Source organism: Corynebacterium halotolerans YIM 70093 = DSM 44683 (assembly GCF_000341345.1).
Lineage (GTDB): Bacteria > Actinomycetota > Actinomycetes > Mycobacteriales > Mycobacteriaceae > Corynebacterium > Corynebacterium halotolerans.
In genome coordinates this window covers 1,687,824-1,708,318 of sequence record NC_020302.1, presented here as the reverse complement: position 1 = coordinate 1,708,318, position 20,495 = coordinate 1,687,824, and the positions used below count along the sequence as shown (strand labels likewise).

General features: G+C 69.8%; 17 protein-coding genes. All 17 read left to right on the top strand.

What is annotated here, in order from left to right; genetic code table 11:
- Window positions 1-104: 104 nt before the first annotated feature.
- On the top strand, window positions 105-701 hold the full coding sequence (gene pyrR / locus A605_RS07945) for a bifunctional pyr operon transcriptional regulator/uracil phosphoribosyltransferase PyrR (protein ID WP_015400989.1): 597 nt from the start codon (window positions 105-107) through the stop codon (window positions 699-701).
- A complete protein-coding gene (locus A605_RS07940) occupies window positions 698-1,648 on the top strand; it encodes an aspartate carbamoyltransferase catalytic subunit (RefSeq protein WP_015400988.1) in 951 nt (316 codons plus the stop codon). The genes pyrR and A605_RS07940 overlap by 4 nt, the downstream gene beginning before the upstream one ends.
- A 27-nt stretch (window positions 1,649-1,675) precedes the next feature.
- Window positions 1,676-3,037 carry a dihydroorotase gene (locus tag A605_RS07935; RefSeq protein ID WP_015400987.1) on the top strand — a complete coding sequence of 454 codons (1,362 nt, stop codon included), beginning with the start codon at window positions 1,676-1,678 and terminating at the stop codon, window positions 3,035-3,037.
- 28 nt (window positions 3,038-3,065) lie between these two features.
- Entirely contained in the window at window positions 3,066-4,268 is a 1,203-nt protein-coding gene (carA, locus tag A605_RS07930; RefSeq protein ID WP_211208969.1) for a glutamine-hydrolyzing carbamoyl-phosphate synthase small subunit, read from the top strand.
- Between the two features lie 25 nt (window positions 4,269-4,293).
- The gene (gene carB / locus A605_RS07925) at window positions 4,294-7,674 is read left to right on the top strand and encodes a carbamoyl-phosphate synthase large subunit (RefSeq protein ID WP_015400985.1); all 3,381 of its coding nucleotides are present in this window, start codon (window positions 4,294-4,296) and stop codon (window positions 7,672-7,674) included.
- Entirely contained in the window at window positions 7,671-8,504 is an 834-nt protein-coding gene (gene pyrF, locus A605_RS07920) for an orotidine-5'-phosphate decarboxylase (RefSeq protein WP_015400984.1), read from the top strand. Before carB ends, pyrF begins: the two co-directional genes overlap by 4 nt.
- A 205-nt stretch (window positions 8,505-8,709) precedes the next feature.
- A complete protein-coding gene (gene mihF, locus A605_RS07915; RefSeq protein ID WP_015400983.1) occupies window positions 8,710-9,033 on the top strand; it encodes an integration host factor, actinobacterial type in 324 nt (107 codons plus the stop codon).
- A gap of 3 nt (window positions 9,034-9,036) precedes the next feature.
- Window positions 9,037-9,627: a guanylate kinase gene (gene gmk / locus A605_RS07910; RefSeq protein WP_015400982.1), complete on the top strand. Its 591-nt coding sequence runs from the start codon at window positions 9,037-9,039 to the stop codon at window positions 9,625-9,627.
- A gap of 85 nt (window positions 9,628-9,712) precedes the next feature.
- A complete protein-coding gene (gene rpoZ, locus A605_RS07905; protein WP_027004139.1) occupies window positions 9,713-10,003 on the top strand; it encodes a DNA-directed RNA polymerase subunit omega in 291 nt (96 codons plus the stop codon).
- A gap of 296 nt (window positions 10,004-10,299) precedes the next feature.
- Window positions 10,300-10,734, top strand: a complete 435-nt coding sequence (locus A605_RS07900) for a PACE efflux transporter (protein WP_015400980.1) — start codon at window positions 10,300-10,302, stop codon at window positions 10,732-10,734.
- Window positions 10,735-11,618: 884 nt separating this feature from the next.
- The gene (gene coaBC, locus A605_RS07895) at window positions 11,619-12,860 is read left to right on the top strand and encodes a bifunctional phosphopantothenoylcysteine decarboxylase/phosphopantothenate--cysteine ligase CoaBC (protein WP_015400979.1); all 1,242 of its coding nucleotides are present in this window, start codon (window positions 11,619-11,621) and stop codon (window positions 12,858-12,860) included.
- An 85-nt stretch (window positions 12,861-12,945) separates the two neighbouring features.
- Window positions 12,946-14,178 (top strand): methionine adenosyltransferase, encoded by a 1,233-nt coding sequence (gene metK / locus A605_RS07890; protein ID WP_015400978.1) that lies wholly within the window; start codon window positions 12,946-12,948, stop codon window positions 14,176-14,178.
- Window positions 14,179-14,189: 11 nt separating this feature from the next.
- Window positions 14,190-16,214 (top strand): primosomal protein N', encoded by a 2,025-nt coding sequence (locus A605_RS07885; protein ID WP_015400977.1) that lies wholly within the window; start codon window positions 14,190-14,192, stop codon window positions 16,212-16,214.
- A 306-nt stretch (window positions 16,215-16,520) separates the two neighbouring features.
- The gene (gene fmdA, locus A605_RS07880; RefSeq protein ID WP_027004140.1) at window positions 16,521-17,936 is read left to right on the top strand and encodes a formamidase; all 1,416 of its coding nucleotides are present in this window, start codon (window positions 16,521-16,523) and stop codon (window positions 17,934-17,936) included.
- Entirely contained in the window at window positions 17,933-18,334 is a 402-nt protein-coding gene (locus A605_RS07875; RefSeq protein WP_015400975.1) for a DUF6640 family protein, read from the top strand. Before fmdA ends, A605_RS07875 begins: the two co-directional genes overlap by 4 nt.
- Window positions 18,335-18,355: 21 nt before the next feature.
- Window positions 18,356-19,891 (top strand): NAD(P)H-hydrate epimerase, encoded by a 1,536-nt coding sequence (locus A605_RS07870; protein WP_161607628.1) that lies wholly within the window; start codon window positions 18,356-18,358, stop codon window positions 19,889-19,891.
- Between the two features lie 79 nt (window positions 19,892-19,970).
- The gene (def, locus tag A605_RS07865) at window positions 19,971-20,480 is read left to right on the top strand and encodes a peptide deformylase (protein ID WP_015400973.1); all 510 of its coding nucleotides are present in this window, start codon (window positions 19,971-19,973) and stop codon (window positions 20,478-20,480) included.
- Window positions 20,481-20,495 lie beyond the last annotated feature (15 nt).

Here is a 20,495-nt window from a genome sequence, read left to right as displayed (position 1 = left end):
TGGCGGCGGTGCTAGGATCAGCACCAGTCTTCAAGCATAGACACCATTCGACCCATACAGACATCCTTTAAGGACCGCACAGAGAGGCGGGGAAGGAGGTCACGATGAGCGAACAGGACGTTTCACCTGCCACCGTCGAGCTACTCGGCTCCGACGACGTGGCGCGCACTGTCGCACGCATCGCGCACCAGATCATCGAGAAGACGGCACTGGACTCACCCGGTGCCCCGCGCATCATCCTGCTGGGCATCCCTTCGGGGGGAGTGCCCCTGGCCGAACGACTGGCCGGCAAGATCAAGGAATTCTCCGGCGTGGCCGTGCCCGTCGGAGCGGTGGACATCACGCTCTACCGCGACGATCTGCGCCGCGGCCCGCACCGCGCGCTCAAGCCCACCACCATCCCGGACGGCGGCATCGACGGCTCGATCGTCGTGCTCGTCGATGACGTGCTGTTCTCCGGACGCACGGTCCGCGCCGCGCTCGACGCCCTGCGCGACATCGGCCGCCCGGAGCAGATCCAGCTCGCCGTCCTGGCCGACCGCGGCCACCGTCAGCTGCCCATCCGCGCCGACTATGTCGGCAAGAATCTGCCGACGTCGCGCTCCGAGGACGTGCGCGTGCTGCTCGAGGCCATCGACGGCCGCGACGCGGTCGTGCTCACCCGTGGTGTCGGCGCGGAATCCGGGGAGGACGCCCGATGAAGCACCTGCTGTCCATCGCCGACCTGTCCCGTGACGAGATTCTCGGTCTCATGGACGAGGCCGACCGCTTCCGCGAGGCCCTGGCGGGCCGGGAGATCAAGAAGCTGCCGACCCTGCGGGGGCGGACGATCTTCACCCTCTTCTACGAGAACTCCACGCGCACCCGCTCGTCCTTCGAGACGGCCGGCAAGTGGATGAGTGCGGACGTCATCAACATCTCCGCCTCGTCGTCGTCCGTGAAGAAGGGCGAGTCCCTCAAGGACACCGGCCAGACCCTGTCCGCCATCGGCGCCGACGCCGTCATCATGCGCCACCCGTCCTCGGGGGCGGGCCAGCTGCTCGCCGGGTGGATCGCCCCGGGCGGCGACGGCCCGAGTGTGATCAACGCCGGCGACGGCTCCCACCAGCACCCCACCCAGGCGCTGCTCGACGCCGTGACCATGCGCCAGCGGCTCGGGAGTATCTCCGGCCGCAAGGTCCTCATCGTCGGCGACTGCCTGCACTCGCGCGTCGTGCGCTCCAACGTGGACCTGCTGTCCACCCTCGGTGCCGAGGTCGTCCTCGTCGCCCCGCCGACCCTGCTGCCGCACGGGGTGGGGAACTGGCCGGTGCGCACCAGCCACGACTTCGACGCCGAGATCGCCGACGCCGACGTCGTCATGATGCTGCGCGTGCAGGCCGAGCGCATGCACGGCGGTTTCTTCCCCTCCCACCGCGAGTACGCCACGCTCTACGGCCTGTCGAAGGACCGCGCCGCCCGGATGAAGGACGGGGCGGTCATCATGCACCCCGGCCCGATGCTGCGCGGCATGGAGATCAACCACGCCGTCGCCGACGCCGACAACGCGGCCGTCCTCCAGCAGGTCAACAACGGCGTGCACGTGCGCATGGCCGTGCTGTTCACCCTGCTCGCCGCCGGCGGCACCTCGACCGCCGCCGGCCTGTAGCCCGTAGGTCGAAGAAAGGGAACACCCATGACCACCACCGATTTCCCGGCCACGGGCACACTCGCGCCCGCCGAGTCCGGCACCCTCCTGCTCACCAACGTCCGCCCCTACGGCGAGGGTGAGCCCGTCAACGTGCTGATCACCGACGGCGTCATCACCGACCTCGCCGCCGCGGCCGGCACGGAGGCCGACCGTACGGTCGACGGCGGCGGGAACGTGCTGCTGCCCGGCCTGGTCGACATGCACGTCCACCTGCGCGAACCCGGCCGCGAGGACACCGAGACCATCCTCACCGGCTCCGCCGCGGCCGCCCGGGGCGGCTTCACCGCGGTGTTCACCATGGCCAACACCAACCCCGTCACCGACCAGCCGGTCATCGCCGAGTCCGTCTGGTTCAAGAGCCAGCACGCCGGCCTGTGCGACGTCCACCCGGTCGGCTCCATCACCAAGGGCCTGAACGGCGAGTCGCTGACCGAGTTCGGCATGATGGCCGCCTCCGAGGCGCGCGTCCGCATGTTCTCCGACGACGGCAAGTGCGTCGACGACCCGCTGCTGATGCGCCGCGCCCTGGAGTACGCCAAGGGGCTCGACGTCCTGCTGGCCCAGCACGCCGAGGAGCCGCGCCTGACCGAGGGCGCGGTGGCGCACGAGGGCGAGAACGCCGCCCGCCTCGGACTGCGGGGCTGGCCGCGAGCCGCGGAGGAGTCCATCGTGGCCCGCGACGCCCTGCTGGCGCGTGACCACGGCAACCGCATCCACATCTGCCACGCCTCGACCACCGGCACCGTCGAGCTGCTCAAGTGGGCGAAGTCCCAGGACATCCCCATGACCGCCGAGGTGACCCCGCACCACCTGCTGCTGACCGACGAGAAGCTGGGCACCTACGACGGCACCTTCCGCGTCAATCCGCCGCTGCGTGAGGAGCACGACACGCTCGCCCTGCGGCAGGCGCTGCTGGACGGGGTCATCGACTGCGTGGCCACCGACCACGCCCCGCATGGCTCGGAGGACAAGTGCTGCGAGTTCGAGCACGCCAGGCCGGGCATGCTCGGCCTGGAGACCTCGCTCGCGGTCATCGCGGAACTGTTCGTCAAGACCGGCCTGGCCGACTGGCGCTGGGTGGCGAAGGTGATGAGCGAGCGCCCCGCCGAGATCACCCGCCTGCCCGGCCAGGGCCGACCCATCGCGGTGGGCGAGCCCGCCAACCTGACGGTCGTGGACCCGGGCTCGGCCTGGACCGCCCGGGGTTCTGAGATGGCCTCCAAGGCGGAGAACACCCCCTACGAGGGCATGGAGTTCTCCGCCCGGGTGACCACCACCGTGCTGCGGGGACGCCTGACCTGCGTGAACGCCGTGTCCGCCACACCGCGTTCGAGCGTCGACGCCTGATCGCATAGAATACAAATAGTTGAATAACATGCATACTGACCAAGCGAAAGGTGACGCCTTGACGTCCTCCACCACCCCGGCTCACACCCCCGCGGTCCTCGTCCTCGCCGATGGCCGCACCTTCCACGGCCTCGGCTTCGGCGCGACCGGAACCACCTTGGGTGAGGCGGTCTTCACCACCGCCATGACCGGCTACCAGGAGACCCTGACCGACCCCTCCTACCACCGCCAGATCGTCGTCGCGACGGCCCCGCAGATCGGCAACACCGGCTGGAACGACGAGGACAACGAGTCCCGCGACGGCCGCATCTGGGCCGCCGGGCTGGTCATCCGCGACCTGGCCAGGCGCGTGTCCAACTGGCGCGCCCGGCGCACCCTGTCCGAGGAGATGGAGGCCCAGGGGCTGATCGGCATCCGTGGCGTTGACACCCGCGCCCTGGTGCGCCACCTGCGCGACCACGGCGCCATCGCCGCCGGCATCTTCTCCGGCGACGCCGCCCGCCGCCCCGTCGAGGAGCTCGTCGCCGAGGTCAAGGGCCAGTCCTCGATGGTCGGCGCCGACCTGGCCGCCGAGGTCTCCACCGACGAGCCCTACGAGATCCCGGCCGCCGGCGAGACGAGGTACACCGTCGTCGCCTACGACCTGGGCCTGAAGACCGCCACCCCGAACCACTTCGCCCAGCGCGGCATCCGCACGATCGTCGTGCCGGCCAACACCCCGGTGGCGGAGATCGAGCAGTACCACCCGGACGGGGTGTTCCTGTCCAACGGCCCGGGTGACCCGGCCACCGCCGATGAGATGGTCGCCATCACCCGCGAGGTCATCGGGCGCGAAATCCCGCTGTTCGGCATCTGCTTCGGCAACCAGATCCTCGGCCGGGCCCTGGGGCTGGGCACCTACAAGCTCAAGTTCGGCCACCGCGGCATCAACGTGCCCGTGATCAACCACGTCACCGGCAAGATCGACATCACCTCCCAGAACCACGGCTTCGCCCTCGAGGGCACCCCGGGGAAGAACTTCGACACCGATTTCGGCCCCGCCACGGTCACCCACAGCTGCCTCAACGACGACTGCGTCGAGGGCGTCGCCCTCGACAACGGCATGGCCTACTCGGTCCAGTACCACCCGGAGTCCGCCGCCGGCCCGCACGACGCGAACCCGCTGTTCGACCAGTTCATCGAGCTCATGGCCACGCAGTCCCCGAACAACACCGCCGGTTCGGCCAAGTAAGCACCAGGAAGGAATCCTCCACACCATGCCCAAGCGCACTGACATCAAGCACGTCCTGGTGATCGGCTCCGGCCCCATCGTCATCGGCCAGGCCAGCGAGTTCGACTACTCCGGCACCCAGGCCTGCCGCGTCCTCAAGGAGGAGGGCCTGCGGGTCACCCTCATCAACTCCAACCCGGCGACCATCATGACCGACCCGGAGTTCGCCGACCACACCTACGTCGAGCCCATTCAGCCGGAGTACATCGAGAAGATCTTCGAGAAGGAGATCGAGCAGGGCCACCCGGTCGACGCCGTGCTGGCCACCCTCGGCGGCCAGACCGCCCTGAACGCCGCCATCCAGCTCGACCGCCGCGGCTCCCTGGAGAAGTACGGCGTCGAACTCATCGGCGCCGACATCGACGCCATCGAGCGCGGCGAGGACCGCCAGAAGTTCAAGGACATCGTCGCCTCCGTCGGCGGCGAGTCCGCCCGCTCCGCGGTGTGCCACAACATGGACGAGGTCCACGAGACCGTCGCCGAGCTCGGCCTGCCCGTCGTCGTCCGCCCGTCGTTCACCATGGGTGGTCTGGGCTCCGGCTTCGCCTTCACCGAGGAGGATCTCGAGCGCATCGCCGGCGGGGGACTGGCCGCCTCCCCGGAGGCCAACGTCCTGATCGAGGAGTCCATCCTCGGCTGGAAGGAGTTCGAGCTCGAGCTCATGCGCGACGGCGACGACAACGTCGTGGTCATCGCCTCCATCGAGAACGTCGACGCCATGGGCGTGCACACCGGCGACTCCGTCACCGTCGCCCCGGCACTGACCCTGACCGACCGCGAGTACCAGGACCTGCGCGACCTCGGCATCGCCATCATCCGCGAGGTCGGCGTGGACACCGGCGGCTGCAACATCCAGTTCGCCATCAACCCCGCCGACGGGCGCATCATCACCATCGAGATGAACCCGCGCGTGTCCCGCTCCTCGGCGCTGGCGTCGAAGGCCACCGGCTTCCCGATCGCGAAGATCGCCGCCAAGCTGGCCATCGGCTACACCCTCGACGAGATCACCAACGACATCACCGGTGTCACCCCGGCCGCCTTCGAGCCGACCCTGGACTACGTGATCGTCAAGGCCCCGCGCTTCGCCTTCGAGAAGTTCCCGGGCGCCGACGACACCCTGACCACCACCATGAAGTCCGTCGGCGAGGCCATGGGCATCGGCCGCAACTACATCGCCGGCCTCAACAAGGTCATGCGCTCCCTGGAGCAGAAGCAGGTCGGCTTCTGGACCCGTCCGGACGAGTACTTCGCCGGCGAGCACGCCACGGACGTCACGGCCGTCCTCGAGGACCTGAAGCGCCCGACCGAGGGACGCCTCTACGACGCCGAGCTCGCCCTACGCCTCGGCGCCACCGTCGAGCAGGTCCACGAGGCCTCCGGCATCGACCCGTGGTTCCTGGCCGAGCTCGAGGCGCTGGTCGGCCTCCGCCAGCTGCTTCTCGACGCCCCGGTGCTCGACGAGCAGCTGCTGCGCGAGGCGAAGTACCACGGCCTGTCCGACGCCCAGATCGCCACCCTGCGCCCCGAGCTCGCCGGCGAGGACGGTGTGCGCCGCCTGCGCTGGTCGCTGGGCATCCGCCCGGTGTTCAAGACCGTGGACACCTGCGCGGCCGAGTTCGAGGCCCGGACCCCGTACCACTACTCGGCCTACGAGCTGGACCCGGCAGCCGAGTCCGAGGTGGAGGCCCAGACCGAGAAGGAGAAGGTCATCATCCTCGGCTCGGGCCCGAACCGCATCGGCCAGGGCATCGAGTTCGACTACTCCTGCGTCCACGCCGCGCTCGAGCTGTCGCGCATCGGCTACGAGACCGTCATGGTCAACTGCAACCCGGAGACGGTCTCCACCGACTACGACACCGCCGACCGCCTCTACTTCGAGCCGCTGACCTTCGAGGACGTCATGGAGGTCTACCACGCGGAGGCCGCCTCCGGCACCGTCGCCGGCGTGATCGTCCAGCTCGGCGGCCAGACCCCGCTCGGCCTGGCCCAGCGCCTGGCCGACGCCGGCGTCCCGATCGTCGGCACCACCCCGGAGGCCATCAACCTGGCCGAGGACCGCGGCGAGTTCGGCGAGGTCCTGCACGCCGCGCAGCTGCCCGCCCCGGACTTCGGCACCGCCACCTCCTTCGAGGAGGCCCGCGACGTCGCCAGGAAGATCGGCTACCCGGTGCTGGTGCGCCCGTCCTACGTCCTCGGCGGCCGCGGCATGGAGATCGTCTACGACGAGGCCTCCCTGGCCGACTACATCAGCCGCGCCACCGAGATCACCGACGACCACCCGGTGCTCGTCGACCGCTTCCTCGACTCCGCCATCGAGATCGACGTCGACGCGCTGTCCGACGGCGAGGAGGTCTACCTCGCCGGCGTGATGGAGCACATCGAGGAGGCCGGCATCCACTCCGGCGACTCCGCCTGCGCCCTGCCGCCCATGACCCTGGGTGCCGAGGACATCGAGAAGGTCCGCCGTTCCACCGAGGCTCTGGCCAAGGGCATCGGCGTCAAGGGCCTGATGAACGTCCAGTTCGCGCTCAAGGACGACATCCTCTACGTCATCGAGGCCAACCCGCGCGCCTCGCGCACCGCCCCGTTCGTCTCCAAGGCCACGGGCGTGCACCTGGCCAAGGCCGCCTCCCGCATCATGCTGGGCGCGACCCTGGCGGAGCTGCGCGAGGAGGGCATGATCCCGACCGGTCACGACGGCGGCTCCCTGCCGCTGGACGCCCCGATCGCGGTCAAGGAGGCGGTCCTGCCGTTCAACCGCTTCCGCCGCCCGGACGGCTCCATGCTGGACACTCTGCTGTCCCCGGAGATGAAGTCCACCGGCGAGGTCATGGGCCTGGCCGACAACTTCGGCGCCGCCTACGCCAAGGCGGAGGCCGGGGCCTTCGGCGAACTGCCCACCGGGGGCACGATCTTCGTCTCCGTGGCCAACCGGGACAAGCGCACCCTGATCCTGCCCATCCAGCGCCTGTCCATCATGGGCTTCAAGATCCTGGCCACCGCCGGCACGGCCGCCATGCTGCGCCGCAACGGCATCGGGTGCGAGACCGTGCTCAAGGCCTCCGACGTCCGCGAGGGCGCCGACGGGCGCTCCATCGTCGACCTCATCAACGCCGGCGAGGTGGACCTCATCCTCAACACCCCGGCCGGTTCCGCCGGCGCCCGCCACGACGGTTACGACATCCGCGGCGCCGCCGTGCACGCCGGCGTTCCGCTGGTGACCACCGTCCAGGGCGTCACCGCCGCCGTCCAGGGCATCGAGGCCCTGCGTGCCGGCGAGCTGAGTGTGCGCGCCCTCCAGGAGCTCGACCACAGCGCCGACAGCGTCAAGGCCGCGGCCGGTGCCGTGGCGGAGGCCGGTCTGTGACGACCTTCGGACAGCGGCTGCTCGACGCGGCGGCCGGCCGCGGCCGCCTGTGCGTCGGCATCGACCCGCATGCCTCGCTTCTCCAGGCCTGGGGCTTGACTGATGACGTGGCCGGACTAGCCGAGTTCAGCCGGCGCTGCGTGGAGGCCTTCTCCGACACCGCCGCGCTGGTCAAGCCGCAGGTGGCCTTCTACGAGCGCTTCGGCTCCGCCGGCTTCGCGGTCCTGGAGGACACCCTGGCCGCGCTGCGGGAGACCGGATGCCTGACGGTGGCCGACGCCAAACGCGGCGACATCGGCTCCACCATGGCCGGCTACGCCGAGGCGTGGCTCGGGGAGGGCTCGCCGCTGCGCGCCGACGCCGTGACGGTCTCGCCCTACCTGGGCGTCGGCGCCCTGGCCCCGGTGCTCGACCTCGCCGAGGAGAACGCGGCGGGCGTGTTCGTCCTGGCGGCGACCTCCAACCCGGAGGCCGTGGCGCTGCAGTCGCAGACCGGGGCAGACGGCCGCACGATCGCCCAGCAGGTCGTCGACGAGTGCGCCCGCCGCAACGCCGCCCACGCGGAGCAGGGCGCGACGGGCAACATCGGCGTCGTCGTCGGCGCCACGCTGACGCAGGCACCGGACCTGTCCGCCCTCAACGGGCCGGTGCTGATGCCCGGCGTGGGGGCCCAGGGCGGGTCGGCGGACGACGTCGACCGCATCGCCGCCGGCGTCGCGCACCTGGCGTTCCCGAATATCTCCCGCGCGGTGCTCTCCGCCGGGCCGCGCGTCGCTGACCTGCGGGAATCGGTGCGCGCGGCAGCGGAGGATTTTCCCGGTCAGGGCTGATCGACTCCCGTCCCCATGAGCTGGTACTTTATAGAACGCAACGCGTTGACGTGCTCAAACAGGGCGCGTCGACGGGTGCGGATCCGGGCCGGTGCTAAGCTGGTCCAAGGTCAGCGGTCGTAGCACGGGTTTTACTCGTGGGCCGCTGAGATCTGGTACTGATGTACCGAACAAGCAACCATCCCATCTGAATCGGAGGAACCCCGTGGCCCTTCCCAAGTTGACCGATGAGCAGCGCAAGGAAGCTCTCGCCAAGGCCGCTGAGGCCCGCAAGGCCCGTGCAGAGCTGAAGGAGAAGCTCAAGCGCGGCGGCACCAACCTCAAGGAGGTCCTGGACCAGGCCCAGACCGACGAGATCATCGGCAAGACCAAGGTTTCCGCTCTGCTCGAGGCCCTCCCGAAGGTGGGCAAGGTCAAGGCCAAGGAGATCATGGAGGAGCTCGAGATCGCCCAGACCCGTCGTCTGCGCGGCCTCGGCGACCGCCAGCGTCGCGCCCTGCTGGAGCGCTTCGGTTTCTCCGAGGACTAGTCCATGACCGGCGAGAACGCCACAGGCCACCTCGTCGTCCTGGCCGGCCCCTCTGCGGTGGGTAAGTCCACGGTGGTTCAGCGTCTCCGCCGCGACGTCGAGCGGCTGTATTTCAGCGTCTCGATGACCACCCGGGCACCCCGCCCCGGTGAGGCGGACGGTGTGGACTACTTCTTCGTCACACCAGAGGAATTCCAGGACAACATCAACCACGGCCGGATGCTCGAGTGGGCCGACATCCACGGCGGCATCCAGCGCTCCGGTACCCCGGCGGCCCCCGTCGAGGAGGCGTTGGCCGAAGGCCGTCCCGTCCTCGTGGAGGTTGATCTCAAGGGGGCGCGCAACGTCAAGGCGATGATGCCTGAGGCGAGGACCGTCTTCCTGGCCCCACCGTCCTGGGATGTGCTGGTCGACCGGCTCACCGGTCGCGGAACCGAGCCCGACGAGGTCATCGCCCGCCGACTGGAGACCGCCCGTGAGGAGCTGGCCTCCCAGGACGAGTTCGACCACGTGGTGGTCAACGAGAACGTGGATGATGCGGTGGCGGCTATCAGTGCTATCCTGCAGGGAGTATCTCCGCGCGAGGCCGCGTGACGCGCAGGCCGGCAGCAGGGGACAGGGTGTGTTCCCGTCCCCGCCGTGCGTGAACCCTGTCTCCTCAACCGATGAAAAGGTGCAAGTGACCAACGTGAGCAACGAGACCGTCAAGTCCGAGGCTGTCTTCGATCCGCCGGAGGGCATCACCGCCCCGCCGATCGACGAGCTGCTGGACAAGGTCTCCTCCAAGTACGCGCTCGTGATCTTCGCGGCCAAGCGCGCCCGTCAGATCAACAGCTACTACCAGCAGCACGACGAGGGTGTCTTCGAGTTCGTCGGGCCGCTGGTGACCCCGGAGCCGGGCGAGAAGCCGCTGTCCATCGCCCTGCGCGAGATCGACGCCGGCCTGCTCGACCACGAGGAAGGCAAGTAGGTCAACGGCGAACACCGACCTACCGCCACCACACCCCCTCTCCCTCCCGATCACGGGCAGGGCGAGGGGGTGTGGTGTCTGTGCGCAGCTGCGCACCATTGATGTGGCGGCGGGTTCACTGGATTGCCCGTGTGTCGCCCCCTCCCACCCGGGCTCGGCACCGTCGCAGGGACGACTTCTGCTATGGTTTCCGGCGAAGCACGCCTGGCATCGCATTCGGCGCTTCGCACTTTTGACCGCACCATGGATGTGAACCTGCAAGAGGCTTCCCATGAATCTGATTCTGAGGAGGCTTCATGTCACCGATTCTCCGGCGTGTCATCTACGTCGCCACGTATGAGATCATCGCCATCCTATTCGTCACCACTGCCCTCGTGGTTCTCGGCTTCGGCGGGGGAAGCTCGGGACTTATCGCGGTGGTTTCCTCGGCTGTCGCCATCGTGTGGAACTTCGTCTGGAACACGATCTTCGAGGCGTGGGAGCGGCGGCAGAGCTCCCAGAAGCGCACCCTTGGCCGCAGGATCGTCCACTCGCTTGGTTTCGAGGGCGGCCTGGTCGTCTTCCTGGTCCCGATCCTGGCGTGGATCCTGCAGGTGTCGCTGGTGGAGGCATTCCTTCTCGAGATCGGCCTGCTGATCTTCTTCCTGCTCTACACCTTCGTCTTCGCCTGGGTGTTTGACCTGGTGCTGCCGCCGCGTCACAACGTCGTCCACAGCTCAGAGCCTCACTGACGGCCTCCTTCCGGTGCTCTCGCCCTGCGAGCCCGACGTGCCCGGTCATCGAGTTTCGCTGGGAGCCGAGGATCGTTTCACAGGAAGGTACAGGTACCGACGAGCGACGGTGTCAGTCTCACCATCACCCTCGTCCACGGCAGTCCAAATTGAGTGCCATTGCGGGATCACAGGGCTGCTTCACGGCTGCCCGCTGCGGACACGGTTCGCGGTTATCGCCAGCTCGGCCACGACGACCCCGCCGCCACGTGGAATGAGAAACGGTGTGAGGAATCCGTCCGGCTCCCCGATACGAAAGTAGACGCCGACGGCAGCAGCGATGAGCCCGACAACTCCTGCAGTCGGCAGAAGCCACGAAGGGGCTCGCCGTGTGAGCGTGCCTGCTGTCGCAGCTACCGTGAAAAAGCGGCAAGGATGATCGCCAGCGCCAGTGCAGAGTCGTTTGCGATCTCCAGGGTGGAGGGTCAGGCAGTCACCAGCATCACGGGGAAAAGCACAAGGAAGATCCGTGCCGGAAAGAGGTCTCTGGAGGCCGGCTTTTCTGACTTCCTCCCGCTGGGAAACCTACCGTTCGCGGTTCTGCTGCGAAATCGCGGTGCCGGCGAGAGCCGATCGGAGAAGGTGCCCATGACCCAGACCGTTCCCTGTCTGTCCCTGTCTGTCCATGTCCGTGTCGAGCACAACGCTTTCGGGACCTGCACACGGATTCGCGACAACGGTGGCGCCGGAGGATGGGGAACGGGCGCGATACCGCGGCGTCGATAAGAGCCGTCTTTCAGGCGGGGAGTGCGCAGCTGCGCACTCCCCGCCTGAAACCGCCGCGGGAGGTGCCGCGGGTAGAGTCATCTGGGATATCACCGTCCCTCGGGAACACAGGAGAGTGCATGACCGCCCAGCAGCCGCGCCGCATCGTCGTCGGAGTCGCCGGTGGAATCGCCGCCTACAAGGCCTGCCATCTGATCCGTGACCTCAAGGAGAACGGTGACGACGTGCGTGTCGTGCCCACGCCGGGCGCGCTGAACTTCGTCGGTGCCGCGACCTTCGAGGCGTTGTCCGGCCACCCCGTCTCCACGACGGTCTTTGACGCCGTGGACGAGGTCCAGCACGTGCGCGTCGGGCAGGAGGCCGACGCCGTCGTCATCGCCCCGGCCACGGCGGACGTCATCGCGCGCCTGGTCGCGGGCCGGGCCGATGACCTGCTGACCGCCACGGTGCTGGTGGCCACCTGTCCGGTGGTCGTGGTCCCGGCCATGCACACGGAGATGTGGCACAATCCCGCCACGCAGGACAACGTGGCCACCCTGCGTCGCCGCGGCATCATCGTCATGGAACCGGCCCACGGGCGGCTGACCGGCAAGGACACCGGGCCGGGCCGGCTGCCCGAGCCGGGGCAGATCGCCGAGGTCGTCCGCACCGCCCTCGACGGTCACGCGCTGACCCACGACTGGACCGGCCGGAAGGTCCTGATCACCGCCGGCGGCACCCAGGAGAACCTGGATCCGGTGCGCTACCTGGGTAACCGGTCCTCTGGACGGCAGGGATTCGCCCTGGCCGAGATCGCCGCCCACCGCGGGGCCGAGGTCACGATCGTCGCGGGCAACACCGACGCCCTGCCCACCCCCTCGGGGGCGGAGGTCGTGCCGGTGGTCTCCACCGCGGAGATGGCGCAGGCCGTGGGGGAGCGCGCCGCAGACAGCGACGTGATCATCATGGCCGCCGCCGTCGCGGACTTCCGCCCGGCCACCGCCGCGGGGGCCAAGATGAAGAAGGGATCGGACGACGACGCGCTCACCCGGCTGGATCTGGTGGAGAACCCCGACATCCTGGCCACGACCGTTCAGCGCCGCCGCGACGGTGACATCCCGGCGGGGACGACGATCGTCGGTTTCGCCGCGGAGACCGGCGACGCCGACCACAGTGCCCTCGACTTCGCCCGGGCGAAGCTGCGGCGCAAGGGCTGTGACCTGCTGATGTGCAACGAGGTGGGGGAGGGCAAGGTCTTCGGCCAGACGCGTAACCGGGGCTGGCTGCTCGACGCCGCCGGGCCGGTCACGGAGATCGCCGACGGCTCCAAGCACTCGGTGGCCGCGCAGATCCTCGCGGCCGTCGACCGGCACCGGTCCTGATTGCCCGGTTAGACCGCTTGGTCTATATTGGTTGGGGCAAGCAGTACCCTTTCATTGATTAATCACAGCGTTAGGAAGTTCCTCAGTGGCCCTCGACACCACCAGCCCGACCGCCGTCCGACTCTTCACCAGTGAGTCGGTGACGGAAGGTCACCCCGACAAGATCTGCGACGCGATCTCCGACACCATCCTCGACGCGATGCTCACCGAGGACCCGCACTCGCGGGTGGCCGTCGAGACGCTCGTGACCACCGGTCAGGTCCACGTGGTCGGCGAGGTCCGCACCTCCGGCTACGTCGAGATCCCCAGCCTGGTGCGCCAGCAGCTCGTCGAGATCGGCTTCACCTCCTCGGACGTCGGCTTCGACGGCCACACCTGCGGCGTGAACATCGCCATCGGCGAGCAGTCCGCGGAAATCGGCAACGGCGTCGACAACTCGCACGAGGTCCGCTCCGGCGCCGAGTACGAGGACGACGACCGTGCCGGCGCCGGTGACCAGGGCCTGATGTTCGGCTACGCCAGCAATGAGACCGAGGAGTTCATGCCGCTGCCGATCGCGCTGGCGCACCGCCTGTCGCGTCGGCTGACGCAGGTGCGCAAGGAGGGCATCGTCGACGGCCTGCGCCCCGACGGCAAGACCCAGGTCACCTTCGCCTACGACGAGAAGGACCGCCCGAGCCACCTCGACACCGTCGTCATCTCCACCCAGCACGCCCCGGACGTCACCCAGGATTGGCTGGCCGCCCAGCTGCGTGAGCACGTGCTCGAATGGGTGATCAAGGACGCGGGCCTGGAGCGGTTCGTCACCGACGACCTGACCCTGCTGATCAACCCGTCCGGCTCCTTCATCGTGGGCGGTCCCATGGGTGACGCCGGCCTGACCGGCCGCAAGATCATCGTCGACACCTACGGCGGCATGGCCCGCCACGGCGGCGGCGCCTTCTCCGGCAAGGACCCGAGCAAGGTGGACCGCTCCGGCGCCTACGCCATGCGCTGGGTGGCCAAGAACATCGTCGCCGCCGGCCTGGCCGCCCGCGCCGAGGTCCAGGTCGCCTACGCCATCGGCCGCGCCAAGCCGGTCGGCCTCTACGTCGAGACCTTCGACACCGCCAAGGAGGGGCTGACCGACGAGACCATCCAGGCGGCCGTCGAGGCCGTCTTCGACCTGCGTCCGGCCGCCATCATCCGCGAGCTCGACCTGCTGCGTCCGATCTACGCCCAGACCGCCGCGTACGGCCACTTCGGCCGCCTCGACCTGGACCTGCCGTGGGAGCGCACCGACCGTGCCGATGCCCTCCGGAAGGCCGCTGGCCTGTAGAATCCCACCCCATGGTCAACACCCGTGTCCCCGCTGAAAACAAGCCGGTGGCGCGGGTGCTGCCGTTGCTGGGCCTGGCCCATCTCGACCGCCCCTTCGACTACCTCGTCGGCAATGACCAGGACGCCGACGCGAAACCCGGCGTCCGGGTGCGGGTGCGCTTCGCCGGGCGCCTGGTCGACGCCCTCCTGCTGGAGCGGGTCACCCGTTCCGAACACCAGGGCAACCTGCGCTACCTGGAGCGGGTGATCTCCCCGGACGTCGTCTACCCGGAGTCCACCGCGCGGCTGGTGGAGTCGCTCACCGCCCGCTACGCCGGCATCCGCTCCGACCTCATCCGCCTGGCCGTGCCCGCCCGCCACGCCCGCGCCGAGGAATCGGAGACGGACACCCCGTGGGAGAGGCTGGGCCCGACCACCGAACCCGACCTGTCGTCCTGGTCGGCCTATGTCCACGGCGAATCCTTCGTCGACGCCGTCCTGGCCGGCACCACGGCACGGGCCGCCTGGCAGATCGCCCCGGGCGACGACTGGGCCGCGGCCCTGGCGGCCCTGGCGGTCAAGGTCGTGCGCGACGGTGGGGGAGCGCTGCTGGTCGTCCCGGACCAGCGCGACGTCGACGCCCTCGAGACCGCACTGCGCGAACTGGTCTCCGCGAAGCAGATCACCGTACTCACCGCCAGCCTCGGCCCGCAGGCGAGGTACCGGCGTTTCCTGTCCATCCTCCACGGGCAGTCCCGCCTGGTCGTCGGCACACGCTCCGCCGCGTTCGCCCCGGTGGCCGACCTGAAGCTGGCGGTCATCGTCCACGACGGCGACGACAACCTCGTCGACCCGCGCGCGCCCTACCCGCACGCCCGGGAGGTGCTCACCACCCGCTCCGCGCTGGAGGGTACCTCGCTGATCCTGGCCGGGCACTCCCGCACCGCGGAGACCCAGCTGCTCGTCACCTCCGGGTGGGCGCACGATCTCGTCGCCTCGCGCGACACCCTGCGGGCGCGCATGCCGCTCATCCGCGCGGCCGCCGACTCCGATTTCGAGCTCGCCCGCGATCCGCTGGCCCGCTCCGCCCGCCTGCCGATGGTCGCCTTCGAGGCCCTGCGCCGGGCCCTCGACCGCGACGAACCGGCGCTCATCCAGGTGCCGCGCAAGGGCTACGTGCCGACGCTCGCGTGCGGGAACTGCCGGGCACCGGCGCGCTGCCGCCACTGCAACGGGCCCCTCGGGCTGCCGTCGGAAGGGCAGGACCGGGGCGGGGTGCCCACCTGCCGCTGGTGCGGACGCCCCGACCCGCGCCACCGCTGCGGCGAGTGCGGGTCGGTGAAGCTGCGCGCGGTGGTCCTCGGTGCCCAGCGCACCGCCGAGGAGCTCGGACGTGCCTTCCCCAGCACCCGGGTGGTCACCTCCGGCGGCAACAAGGTCGTCGACGACGTCGGACACCGCGCCGGCCTGGTGGTCTCCACGCCGGGGGCCGAACCGCGGGTGCTCGGCGGGCGCTACGGCGCGGCGCTGCTGCTGGACACCTGGGCCCTGCTCGGCCGCCAGGATCTGCGCGCCACCGAAGAGACCCTGGCCAAGTGGACGGCCGCCGCCACCCTGGTGGCCCCACGCGCGAAGGGCGGGGAGGTCATCGTCGTCGCGGACCCGGGCCTGCCGGTGGTGCAGTCGCTGATCCGCTGGGACGTCGTCGGGGCCGCCGCCACCGAACTGGCGCAGCGCGGCGAAGTCCGGTTCCCGCCGTCCGTGCACATGGCGGCCATCGACGGCGCGGGCACCTCGCTGGACACCTTCCTGGAGATCACCGACCTGCCCGCCCACGCCGAGGTGCTCGGCCCCGTCGACCTGCCGCCCGGGGTGAACCTGCCCGGCGAGTACGACGAGCGCAGGCACGGTCCGGCCCAACGCCTGCTCATCCGCACCCCGCTGGGGCCCCGTTCGGAGCTGGGCGCCGCACTGCGGGCGGGGCTGACCGCCCGGGCCGCACGGAAGGACGATCTGCCGCTGCGGGTGCAGGTGGATCCGGTCCACATCGGGTAGGTGTCTGCGGTCGGTGGATGAGCGCGGTTTCCGGCGCCGGGAATCGCGGAGCTCGATGTTGGACCTCCTGAAAAATCCGCGGCCGCGTTCATCAGGCCACTCAGATCCCGGTGCTCGCTGAGCGACACCCCGGCGCGCCGGCTCGTCCCAAAAGAGGCGGTCTGTCCCTGAAAACGCGGATTTTTCCAGGCGAGCTCGTCCTAATCGCCCCTTTTGGGACATGGGGTGCCCGATCCCGAACGGCCACCGGGTAGACCCCGCAGCGTAGGGTGCCGCAGATCACAACAGCGGCCTACCATGGGCGCCATGAGCGAACCACTGTTCACCCTAGACCCCGACCACCCCTTCCACCAGCAGGAACGTCTCGGCCACAACCGGTGGCACCCGGAGATTCCACCCGTGGCCACCGTCCGCCCGGGGGAGACCTTCCGCGTCGACTGCCGTGACTGGTTCGACGGGCACGTGCGCAACGACGAATCGGCCGAGGATGTGCTCACCGCTCCCTTCCACATCGGCCATCCCCTGTCCGGGCCCTTCCGCGTCGAGGGTGCGAAACCCGGTGACCTGCTCGTCGTCGACATCGTCGACGTCGGGCCCGGCCCCGAGGACAACCCGGCGGGGGAGTCCGGGTCGCTGGCCGGCCAGGGCTGGGGCTACACCGGCATCTTCGCCCCCGCCCACGGCGGCGGTTTCCTGCACGAGCACTTCCCGGACGCCCACAAGGCGGTCTGGGATTTTCGCGACGGGCGTGCCACCTCCCGGCACATCCCCGGGGTCTCCTTCGCCGGCGCCCCGCACCCGGGTGTGATGGGCACCGCGCCCTCGGAGAAGCTGCTGGCCCGGTGGAACAAGCGGGAGGCGAGGCTCGTGGCGCGCAACCCGCTGCGGGTGCCGCCCCTGGCCCTGCCGCCGCTGCCGAAGGGCGCGCTGCTGGGGGAGGTCCCCGACGAGCAGGCGGCGCGTATCGCGCTGGAGGCCGCCCAGACCACCCCGCCGAGGGAGAACGGCGGGAACCAGGACATCAAGGACCTCACCCGCGGCAGCCGCGTGTTCTACCCGGTCTTCGTCGACGGCGCGAACCTCTCCGTCGGCGACCTGCACTTCTCCCAGGGCGACGGCGAGATCACCCTGTGCGGCGCGATCGAGATGGGCGGTTTCGTCGAGCTCCACGTCGACGTCATCCCGGACGGGATGGCCACCTACCGCGTGGCGGAGAACGCGATCTTCGTGCCCGGCAACGGAGCTCCGCGCTACGACGACTGGATCTCGTTCTCCGGTGTCTCGGTCACCGAGAACGACAAGCAGCGCTACCTCGACCCCTACCTGGCGTACCAGCGGGCCTGTCTGCACGCCATCGACTACCTCACCGCCTTCGGCTACACCCGCGAGCAGGCCTTCCTGCTGCTCGGCGCCGCCCCGGTGGAGGCGCACCTGTCGAGCGTGGTCGACATCCCCAACGCCTGCGCCACGATCTACCTGCCCACCGACATCTTCGACTTCGACATCCGCCCCTCGGTATCCGGCCCGCATCAGGTGGTCACCGACCGGCACCCACCGCGTGCCGACGCCGCGCGGCTGCCCGACGACGACGTCTTGCGCGCGGTGCCCAAGGACAAGAAGGCCCTGCTGCCCGCAGCCCGGCGTCTGGGCGGGCAGGCCGCGCAGCCGGTCAGCTCGCTCTTCGGCAAACTGCGTGGCCTGCTGGGGCGGGACAGGGCATGAGCGCGGGACGGAAGATTCTGACCTTCGTGGCGGGTGCCACCGCCGTGGGCGGGTTCCTGGTGGACTGGAACCGCACCCATCTGTTCAACCCGGACTGGCCGCCGCACGCCCGCTTCCATGACGCGCAGACGATCTCCATCGGTGCGCTTCTGGGCACTGCCGGGCTGATCGCGCTGCGCCAGGGCGAGCGGGGGACCGCGCCGGGAGCGCTGCTACCGGCGTTCTTCTGGGCGTCGATGGGCACGGCCTTCGCTTTCCCGGGTGCGGAAGGGCTCCAGTCGGAGTTCCCGGACCGGGTGCCGCGGCTCGGCGGGGTGTGGATCGACGAGCGTTTCGCCGCCGCCGGGATGCTCGGTCTGGGGGTGCTCGGCTATACGCTGGAGCGCCGTCAAGGCTGAAGCGGGCCTATGCTGGCCCGCATGTCTCCCGTAGTGCCCACGGCAAGCATCCGCCAGGCCCTCGAACAGGTCCCGGACACCCCGCCGGACCCGGACGGCGAACCCCATTACGGGTGGGTGATGGACGAGGAGTTGATCCGGCGGTGGCAGGAGTTCGGACCACTGCGGGACGGCGTGCACGAGATGGCCGCCCACGCGCTGGCCGACGTCACCGAGGCGATGGTGGACGGGCCGGTCTGCGCTGACCTGCCGCCCCGGGTGCTCCTGCTCGCCGGGCCGGGCGGCAACGGCGCCGACGGTCTGCGCGCCGGGCGGGTGCTGGCCCGCCGCGGTCGGCAGGTCGACGTCATGGTCCTGGTCCCAGGGGATCGGGGCTATTCCGGGGACTTCCCGGACGGCAGCGGCAACCAGCGCCTGCTGGCCGAGCTGCTCGAGGCCGGGGGAAGGGTCATCACCGGTCACAACGTCATCCGGGAGGACATCAACCACACCCATGGCATCCTCCTCGAGGCCCTGGTGGGCAGTGGCTTCGAGGGGCACCTGACGGGCCTGATGGCGAGCTGGGCGCAGATCTCCGGCTGGGTGCCGTCCATCGCCGTGGATGTCCCCGCAGGTATCGAGGCCGACACCGGCCACCAACCGCAGCAGCACGGGAATCACGGAGCATACGAGAGTGAACACCGGAGTCCCCCGACCGTCACGGTTGCGCTCGGAGCGCTGCGCCCGGCACACACCACGGCCCACTGCGGCACGGTGTTGCTCGCCCGGTGCGGGCTGGAGGTGGAGCACGAGTGGAACCGGTTCTTCGTCCGCCTGCTCGAGCCCGAGCCCGGCTTCGCGGTGCCCGAGACCGTGGACACCCTGTTCCACGACGGTGGGATGCCGGTGGCCAGCCGGTGGGCGGATGTCCAGCGGCACTCGGTGTGCGTCGTGGCCAGCGGCATCGACTGCCTCGGGTTCGGGCTCCTCGCCCTGCAGGCGCTGCGGGGTGCCGGCGCCTGGCACCGGCTGAGCCTGGTGGCGAGGGAGGAGACCGCGGCAGGTCTCGTCGCGCAGCACCCGGAGATCGACGTCCATCCCGGCCCCGCCTCAGCGGCCGCCTCCGCCGTGCCGCCGGAGGCGTGGGTCGCCGAAACACGCGACGTCGACACGCTCACGGAGGTCCTTTCGCGCGGGGAGAAGGTCGTCCTCGGGCCCCGGGCCATCGACGCCCTCGCCCGGGCAGACCGCCTCGACCTGGTGCGTGGACGGGAGGGGGAGACCACCGTGATCACCCGGCGCGCCGACTTCAACGACCTCGGCACCGCGGCGGAGATCGTCCAGCTCACGGATCACCTCGTCCACACCCACCGGCCCAGTAACCTCGAACCCGGGCAGGCCGCCCTTGACCACCATGATCCCGTGGTGCCGCTGGGCCGGGTGCAGGGAATCGAGGCCGTGCTCGCCGGGGTCTGCGCGGTCACCGTCGACCACATGGCCCTCGCTTTCCTCGCGGACCGCATGCGTCGGCTGCGACCGCACTGGCCGGTTCCGGCGTCCGCGCTCACCCGCCCCTGATCCGCCGCCGGTTCCTGCGTGGCCGCGACGTAGAATGTCGACAGCACACGAACCAGTTAGAGGAGCCGAGCAGCACACCATGACCATCCGCGACATCCGCATCTTCGGCGACCCCGTCCTGACCACCCGTGCCGACGAGGTCACCGAGTTCGACGCGAACCTGGCCACCCTCGTCGAGGACATGCTCGAGACGATGGACCACGCCGGCGGGGTGGGCCTGGCGGCCAACCAGGTTGGCGTCACCCGTCGCGTGTTCGTCTACGACTGCACCCACACCCAGGACGGCCTGCGCGGCCACCTCATCAACCCGGTCTGGGAGCCGGTGGGCGAGCAGACGCAGACCGGCGCGGAAGGCTGCCTGTCCATCCCTGACATCTCCGTGGACACCGAGCGATACGACACCGTGCGCGTCTCCGGGCAGGATGTCGAGGGCAGGCCCGTCTCCCTGGTCGCCTCCGGGCTGATGGCCCGTTGCATCCAGCACGAGACCGACCACCTGGACGGCGTGCTCTTCCTCAAGCGTCTCAGCCCCGAGCTGCGCAAGCAGGTCATGGCTGAAATCCGCACCGCCGCCTGGTTCACCAAGTAGAAGGAGTCCTGACAA

Bases quoted from the DNA above. Each gene is read 5' to 3' on its own strand.
- A605_RS07935 (WP_015400987.1), top strand. From the start codon at position 1,676: ATGACCACCACCGATTTCCCGGCCACGGGCACACTCGCGCCCGCCGAG.
- coaBC (WP_015400979.1), top strand. From the start codon at position 11,619: ATGACCGCCCAGCAGCCGCGCCGCATCGTCGTCGGAGTCGCCGGTGGA.
- A605_RS07870 (WP_161607628.1), top strand. From the start codon at position 18,356: ATGTCTCCCGTAGTGCCCACGGCAAGCATCCGCCAGGCCCTCGAACAG.
- def (WP_015400973.1), top strand. From the start codon at position 19,971: ATGACCATCCGCGACATCCGCATCTTCGGCGACCCCGTCCTGACCACC.
- pyrR (WP_015400989.1), top strand. From the start codon at position 105: ATGAGCGAACAGGACGTTTCACCTGCCACCGTCGAGCTACTCGGCTCC.
- fmdA (WP_027004140.1), top strand. From the start codon at position 16,521: ATGAGCGAACCACTGTTCACCCTAGACCCCGACCACCCCTTCCACCAG.
- carB (WP_015400985.1), top strand. From the start codon at position 4,294: ATGCCCAAGCGCACTGACATCAAGCACGTCCTGGTGATCGGCTCCGGC.
- A605_RS07885 (WP_015400977.1), top strand. From the start codon at position 14,190: ATGGTCAACACCCGTGTCCCCGCTGAAAACAAGCCGGTGGCGCGGGTG.
- gmk (WP_015400982.1), top strand. From the start codon at position 9,037: ATGACCGGCGAGAACGCCACAGGCCACCTCGTCGTCCTGGCCGGCCCC.
- carA (WP_211208969.1), top strand. From the start codon at position 3,066: ATGCATACTGACCAAGCGAAAGGTGACGCCTTGACGTCCTCCACCACC.
- A605_RS07900 (WP_015400980.1), top strand. From the start codon at position 10,300: ATGTCACCGATTCTCCGGCGTGTCATCTACGTCGCCACGTATGAGATC.
- A605_RS07940 (WP_015400988.1), top strand. From the start codon at position 698: ATGAAGCACCTGCTGTCCATCGCCGACCTGTCCCGTGACGAGATTCTC.
- A605_RS07875 (WP_015400975.1), top strand. From the start codon at position 17,933: ATGAGCGCGGGACGGAAGATTCTGACCTTCGTGGCGGGTGCCACCGCC.